General features: G+C 41.6%; 6 protein-coding genes. 2 read left to right on the plus strand and 4 right to left on the minus strand.

Annotated features, from left to right (window positions below):
* Positions 1–130 precede the first annotated feature (130 nt).
* Positions 131–1975, plus strand: coding sequence for an APC family permease (locus tag RWP09_RS07125; protein ID WP_314435852.1), 1845 nt, complete (start codon positions 131–133; stop codon positions 1973–1975).
* Positions 1976–2261: 286 nt separating this feature from the next.
* Here RWP09_RS07125 and RWP09_RS07130 read toward each other — a convergent pair whose 3' ends face one another.
* From RWP09_RS07130 to RWP09_RS07145, 4 genes are all read right to left on the minus strand, one after another.
* Entirely contained in the window at positions 2262–4226 is a 1965-nt protein-coding gene (locus RWP09_RS07130) for a peptide ABC transporter substrate-binding protein (protein WP_314435855.1), read from the minus strand.
* A 136-nt stretch (positions 4227–4362) separates the two neighbouring features.
* Entirely contained in the window at positions 4363–4497 is a 135-nt protein-coding gene (gene rpmH / locus RWP09_RS07135) for a 50S ribosomal protein L34 (protein WP_000831905.1), read from the minus strand.
* A gap of 144 nt (positions 4498–4641) precedes the next feature.
* Entirely contained in the window at positions 4642–5856 is a 1215-nt protein-coding gene (locus RWP09_RS07140; RefSeq protein ID WP_000666462.1) for a pyridoxal phosphate-dependent aminotransferase, read from the minus strand.
* 156 nt (positions 5857–6012) lie between these two features.
* The gene (locus RWP09_RS07145; protein ID WP_314435860.1) at positions 6013–6315 is read right to left on the minus strand and encodes a hypothetical protein; all 303 of its coding nucleotides are present in this window, start codon (positions 6313–6315) and stop codon (positions 6013–6015) included.
* Between the two features lie 161 nt (positions 6316–6476).
* Between RWP09_RS07145 and RWP09_RS07150 the strand changes: the two genes are divergently transcribed.
* Positions 6477–6929 (plus strand): universal stress protein, encoded by a 453-nt coding sequence (locus RWP09_RS07150; RefSeq protein ID WP_000079151.1) that lies wholly within the window; start codon positions 6477–6479, stop codon positions 6927–6929.
* The last annotated feature ends 127 nt before the right edge of the window (positions 6930–7056 follow it).

Below are 7056 nucleotides of genomic sequence, written 5' to 3' on the forward strand. Positions count from 1 at the left end.
ATTATAGCAAAAAAACTGACCTCTCTCCTCATCTGAAAAAAATATTCTAAAACCCATTATCATCTCTTGACGCTCTTTTTCCAAAGCAGTATAATAACACTTATTGAATTTTTCAACAAAGGAAACAACTATGTTTACAAAATTAAAACAGACCTTTATCGGTCGTCCTCTTAAATCCTTAACCGAAGGCGAAGGGGGACTACTGGGAAAAATGCAGGCACTGGCAATGTTGTCAAGCGACGCTCTGTCCTCCATCGCCTATGGACCTGAGCAAGTAGTCCTCGTCTTGGCTAGTCTCTCTCCTCTAGCTATATGGTGGAGCCTTCCTATCGGCCTCTTTGTCCTCCTGCTTCTAGCTAGCCTGACCGTTTCCTACCGTCAAATCATCCATGCCTACCCTCAAGGGGGAGGGGCATATATGGTTACTCGAGAAAATCTATCTCCCCAACTTGGCTTGATAGCTGGAGGCAGTCTTCTGGTTGACTATATGTTGACCGTAGCGGTATCCGTTGCATCTGGAGCTGACGCTATCACAGCAGCTCTCCCTGCTCTTCACCCTTACAACCTCCACATCTCCATTTTTCTGGTTTGCTTGCTCATGCTCTTGAACTTACGGGGCTTAAAAGAATCTGCCAGTTCACTGATGATTCCTGTCTATCTCTTTATCATCAGTACTGTCTTTCTCTTGCTCTATGGAATCTTTCAACTAGTGACAGGTGCTCTCAGCTATCAGGCAACTTCACCTATTGGGCATGCTGTTCCGAGCCTGTCTATCGTTCTCATTCTAAGAGCTTTTACCAGCGGATCAGCCTCTCTCACTGGGGTTGAAGCTATTTCAAATGCCGTTCCCTTTTTCAAGGCTCCAAAAGAAAAGAATGCTGCTCAGACCTTGACCATTATGTCACTGATTTTAGGTTTTCTTTTTGCTGGTATCACCTTCCTAAACTACTGGATGGGGATTATGCCTCAACACGGAGAAACTATTCTTTCACAGATGGCTCAAGGCATCCTCGGCACTTCCTTCTTAGGCCACCTTGGGTATTATATCTTCCAATTCTCCACAGCCTTGATTTTGGCCGTAGCTGCAAATACTGGCTTTTCGGCCTTCCCTATGCTGGCTTACAATATGGCTAAAAACAAATACATGCCCCATCTCTTTATGGAAAAAGGAGACCGCCTAGGCTACTCCAATGGAATTTTAACTCTGGCTTTTGGGGCTATGATTCTTCTTCTCATTTTTAATGGCAATACCGAACGTTTGATTCCTCTTTATACTATCGGGGTCTTCGTTCCCTTCGCCCTATCTCAGACTGGGATGATTCGTCATTGGAAAAAGGTAAAAGGAGCCAACTTCTTAAAACCTGCTCTTGCTAACATCCTTGGGGCAATCATTTGCTACGCGATTGTACTAATCTTGCTCTTTTTCCGTCTCAGTGATATCTGGCCTTTCTTCCCGATTATTCTCGTACTCACCCTACTCTTCTTGGTAATTCACAGTCATTACCAAAAAGTAGCCCAACAACTGCGACTCTATGAAGGAATCGAAAAACGTACTTACGACGGCAATCTAGTTCTGGTCCTAGTAGGAAATGTCACACGAGTCAGCGTCGGAGCCATTAACTACGCTCAAAGTATCGGTGACGAAGTCCTAGCCATGCATATTTCTACCAAGGAAACAGCAGAAAAAGATCAAGAAATTCTCCAAGAATTTGCCGATTACTTCCCAACCATTACTCTGAAAAATATCAAGACTAGCTATCGCGACATCATCACCCCTACTGTCAAGTATGTCAAACGGATTTCCGAGGAAGCACAGAAAAAGAACTATACAGTCACTGTCCTCGTTCCCCAGTTTATCCCTAATAAACCTTGGCAGAATATCCTGCACAATCAGATGAGTCTCAAACTCAAATACGCCCTTCGTTGGCACCAAGACGTTGTTGTTGCTAGCTACTCTTATCACTTAAAAGAATAAAGAAAAGGCCCTACCAGAACCAAGAAGCTCTGGTAAGGCCTTTTTCTAAATCCAGTCACTAGGCTTATACTCAATGAAAATCAAAGAGCAAACTAGGAAGCTAGCCGCAGGCTGCTCAAAGCACTGCTTTGAGGTTGTAGATGAAACTGACGAAGTCAGCTCAAAACACTGTTTTGAGGTTGCAGATAGAACTGACGAAGTCAGTAACATACCTACGGCAAGGTGAAGCTGACGTGGTTTGAAGAGATTTTCGAAGAGTATTAACTGAAAAGCATGACTAGGAATACTATTGAATGTGGTTAGCTAAATCTTCCTGAGCTTTTTTATTTGACTCAGCTTTTTCTTTCAGCCATTTTTCATAGAGTTCTTGGTACTGTTTAGCTGTTACTGGCTCTTTTTGCAATTCAACATATTTGTAGTTGTCTGCATTTCCCTTATGACCAACGAATGAGAATGGACCTGTAAACGGTACAGTCTTACGGAAGATTGGGTTAGCTCCGCCACTTTGAACTGGTAGGAAGAGGGCACTATCTGTCAACCAAGCTTGGGCTTCAGCATATTTTTCATAGCGAGCTTGAGTATCTGTGATTTCAGCATCTGCCTGATCCAAGAGTTTCTTGTAGTCAGAAAGACCAATCTTATCCTTAACTTCCTTGTCTTTTCCTTCAGACAAGCCCATGTTTTTCAACTGAGAACCTGTCTCTGGATCAAGGATAGCTAGGTAAGTCTTCGGATCTGAGTAGTCTCCACCCCATCCTGAGATGTCGATATCGTAGTCTTTTTGTTCTGCTGTATCTGCAAAGTAGGTTGCCTGATCTTTTTCATCTGGAGAAAGTTGGATAACATCGATAACTACATTCTCCTTACCAAGAGTGGCTTCTACTGTTTGCTTGAAAGAACCAGCCTGTTGCACATCTAACTTAGCAGTCTGGTCAACTGGCATATCCAAATGAATTGGGAAGGTTACTCCCTGAGCTTGCAGACTTTCTTTAGCCTTAGCAAATTTCTCTTTGGCCTTGTCAGGGTTCAAGAAAGCTTGCTTACCATCGTTTAGGTTGATATTTGCCCAATCTTTACCGTAGTTGACAATTTTTTCATTGACAATATCACCGAAGTTCTTATCTCCAACTTGGACAAAGTTACTTGGTGTAATCGTGTTACGCAAAATACGGTCTGCTCCATCTTCACCATTTGTCTGCGCTGCATAGGCATGACGGTCAAAGGCAAAGTTGATAGCCTGACGGAAATCTTTATTTTGCATAGCTGCGCGTGAATCTGTCTTTTCCTTATCAGACTGTTTCATAGTCTGCTTGTAGCTTTGACGATTCACGTTGAAAAGATAATAGAAAGTAACTGAGTTTTGTGGTGTATAGGTAATCTTGTCCTCATTTCCCTTCTTGAGTTCAGCAAAGACTGAACTTGTTGGGAAGATACGGCCATCAGTATAGTTACCATCCAAGAAACCTCTAGCAATGCTGTCTTGGTCAGAACCGTCAAAGAAAGAGAGCTTCACTTTCTCAATTTTGACATTGTCCTTATCCCAATAGTTAGGATTTTTATCAAATTCAATCAAAGATTTTGATGTGAAGGACTTAAACAAGTAAGGACCATTTGACAAGATACTTGATGGCGTCACACTTCCAAAGTCATCCCCCTTAGACTTCAAGAAAGCTTCGTTTACAGGACTAAGAATACTTGCTGTTGTTTTAGAGTTCCAATAAGTCTCAGGTTGGTTGAGGGTGTATTGGAGTGTGTAATCATCCACTGCCTTAACACCAACAGTTCCAAAATCAGATGATTTCCCTTCAACATAGTCTGCTAGCCCTTTGATAGAATCTTGTACCAAGTACAAGTTCTCAGCCTTTTTATCAGCCGCATACTTAAGACCAGTCACAAAGTCATGAGCTGTTACATCCGCATACTCTTCTCCTTCAGAAGTGTACCATTTAGCCCCCTGACGGATTTTATAAGTGTAGGTCAAACCATCTTTTGACACAGTCCACGACTCAGCCATAGACGGGATGAGATTGCCATACTGGTCGTTTTCCAATAAACCATCAATCAAGTTGGTTGTGATACTAGATGTAGAGTCTCGGGTAGAAGTAATATAATCCAAGGTATCTGGGTTATTGACAAAGATATAAGAGTATGTCTTGTCTGCATTACTTGATTGGGAAGACCCACATGCTGCTAGAGCTAGACCTGCTGTCAAAGCCATAGCTCCAAAAAGCATAACTTTTGATTTCTTCATGATTATTCTCCATTTTTACAGTATGTGAAATATTATACACTATTCAAGCAAAAATATAAAGCTTTTTGTACTTTTTTACAAAAATAAAAATCAGTAGACTCGAGTTCCTACTGATTTTTGATATGGTTCGTTTGGATTATGCAGCCAAAACTTTGCGTCCTTTACGACGACGAGCTGCCAATACGCGACGACCGTTTTTAGTTGACATACGGTTACGGAATCCGTGTTTGCGCGCACGACGAAGTTTACTTGGTTGATAAGTACGTTTCACGATGAATACCTCCTCATAGATTTTGTATTCGTTTAGCCGGCTATAAAGTGATCAGTTACTAAACATACTTTACTATTCTATCTGATTCTTTTGCTTTTGTCAATAGCTCAAGGCAAATGTTTCCAGCTTTTTCGAATGTAAGCCCTATCTACGATACTGTTTCAAGAAACGAGTCATCTTTTCTTGAATTTGGGCTAGTTCATCAACACGAGGAAGGTAAACGATACGGAAGTGGTCTGGTTCCTGCCAGTTAAAACCTCGACCATGAACCAAGAGAACCTTTTCCTGTTTCAAGAAATTAAGGACAAACTGCTCATCATCATCGATACGGTACATATTACGGTCGATTTTAGGGAAGATATAGAGTCCCGCCTTGGGTTTAACCGCAGATAAACCTGGAATCTCTTGAATGGCATTGTAGATGAAATTTCTTTGCTCGTAAATCCGTCCACCTGGAAGAAGCAATTCATCGACTGATTGGTGCCCCCCCAAGGAAGTTTGTACGACTTGTTGGGCCAAAACGTTAGAGCAAAGGCGCATATTGGACAGCATATTGAGACCTTCAATATAGCCCTTGACGTGCGTTTTAGGTCCAGACAAGACCATCCAACCCACACGGAAACCAGCAATACGGTGGGATTTTGATAGACCATTCATGCTGACACAGAAAACATCTGGTGCCAAGCTAGCCACAGGCGTATGCACATGTCCATCCATTACCATGCGGTCGTAAATTTCATCCGCAAAGATAATCAAATCATTTTGACGGGCAATCTCAATAATCTCCAGCAAGAGTTCCTTAGGATAAAGGGCTCCAGTTGGGTTGTTTGGATTGATAAGGACGATTGCCTTGGTATTGGAAGTGATTTTTGACTTGATATCGTCAATATCTGGATACCATTCTGCAGCTTCATCACAGATATAGTGAACGGCATTTCCCCCAGCTAGGCTGACAGCAGCTGTCCAAAGAGGATAGTCTGGCATAGGCACCAAGACCTCATCTCCATTGTCCAAAAGCCCCTGCATAGACATGACAATCAACTCACTAACACCATTTCCAAGGTAGATATCATCAATATCTACATTTGGGAATTTCTTCAACTGGCAATACTGCATGATGGCCTTACGGGCTGAGAAAATCCCTTTGGAATCAGAATAACCTTCACTATCACGCGCATTCATAATCAAGTCATGAATGACCTCGTCTGGCGCTGTAAAACCAAATTCTGCTGGATTTCCTGTATTCAGACGTAAAATCTTTTCTCCGTTTGCTCGCATCCGCATGGCTTCTTCCAAAACAGGACCACGGATATCATAAGCAACATGCTCTAACTTACTAGACTTGTTATATTCTTTCATCTTGTCTCCTCAATTCATCAGGATAATAACATTATACCACTAGAAAGAAAATGCGACAAGTTTACTGAAATGTGTTACTAAAATCCTACAGAAGAAAAGCCTCGCTAAAAGCGAGGTCAAGACAGGAGAGATAACAGGTGTTTTGCCAAAAAAACATCACATACCAAAAGATAAACCTAGAAAAAACAAGCCTAAAAAGGAGTCATAGAGAAGATTGAACATGAGAAAAAGTCCCCATATCATCAAGTAATCCCAACGCCCACTTCGTTTTGCAACCAGGAATAATAGAAAATGGTAGAGTAGGTGAAAGACTAAAAAGCCAACAAAACCTGGATAGAGAAGCGGAATTAGCTTCTCTAATTGCCAGATCATGATAACTTCTAGCAAGACTGAAACTAGGATGATTCCATAATAAAGGAAATTTGAATTTTTTGTTTCTTGAAAAGAGTGCTTCATCATTCTCCCTCCCTTCACTTCTTTCCTGCTATCCTTTCTTTTATTTTATCATATATTTATATAGATTTTAAGCGCTAATATTCTTTTGAAAAATACCTTTTTTGCTTTACTTATATAGTGAAAAGGTTTACAATGATAGTAAGAAAATTTCAGGAGGTTTCATTATGGCACAACGTTACCAAAATATCATGGTCGCAATCGATGGTTCTAAAGAAGCGGACTTGGCTTTTGTCAAGGGAGTTCATTCTGCTCTACGAAACGACGCTAAACTCACCATCGCACATGTCATTGACACACGCGCTCTCCAAAGCGTATCCACCTTTGATGCTGAAGTTTATGAAGAACTCCAAGTCGACGCTGAAAGTCTGATGAAAGAGTACGAAAAACGTGCTAAAGATGCTGGTGTGGCAAATATTCACATCGTCATTGAAATGGGAAATCCAAAGACCCTACTGGCACGTACTATTCCCGATGCTGAAGAAGTGGACCTCATCCTCGTTGGCGCAACTGGTCTCAACGCCTTTGAACGCCTCTTGGTCGGTTCTTCATCTGAATACATCCTCCGCCATGCTAAAGTTGATTTGCTGGTGGTGAGAGAACAAGAAAAAACCTTGTAATCATCAAGAAAAGGAGCTCAGCGCTCCTTTTTGTCTACTATTTATACTTCAAACCACGTCAACTTCCATCTGCAACCTCAAAACAGTGTTTTGAGCAGCCTGCGGCTAGTTTCCTAGTTTGCTCTTT

It is taken from the genome of uncultured Streptococcus sp. (assembly GCF_963521255.1).
In the GTDB taxonomy this organism is placed as follows: domain Bacteria; phylum Bacillota; class Bacilli; order Lactobacillales; family Streptococcaceae; genus Streptococcus.

Excerpts from the sequence above, each read along its gene's own strand:
- RWP09_RS07125 (WP_314435852.1), top strand. The coding sequence starts at position 131 with ATGTTTACAAAATTAAAACAGACCTTTATCGGTCGTCCTCTTAAATCC.
- RWP09_RS07150 (WP_000079151.1), top strand. The coding sequence starts at position 6,477 with ATGGCACAACGTTACCAAAATATCATGGTCGCAATCGATGGTTCTAAA.
- RWP09_RS07145 (WP_314435860.1), bottom strand. The coding sequence starts at position 6,315 with ATGATGAAGCACTCTTTTCAAGAAACAAAAAATTCAAATTTCCTTTAT.
- RWP09_RS07130 (WP_314435855.1), bottom strand. The coding sequence starts at position 4,226 with ATGAAGAAATCAAAAGTTATGCTTTTTGGAGCTATGGCTTTGACAGCA.
- RWP09_RS07140 (WP_000666462.1), bottom strand. The coding sequence starts at position 5,856 with ATGAAAGAATATAACAAGTCTAGTAAGTTAGAGCATGTTGCTTATGAT.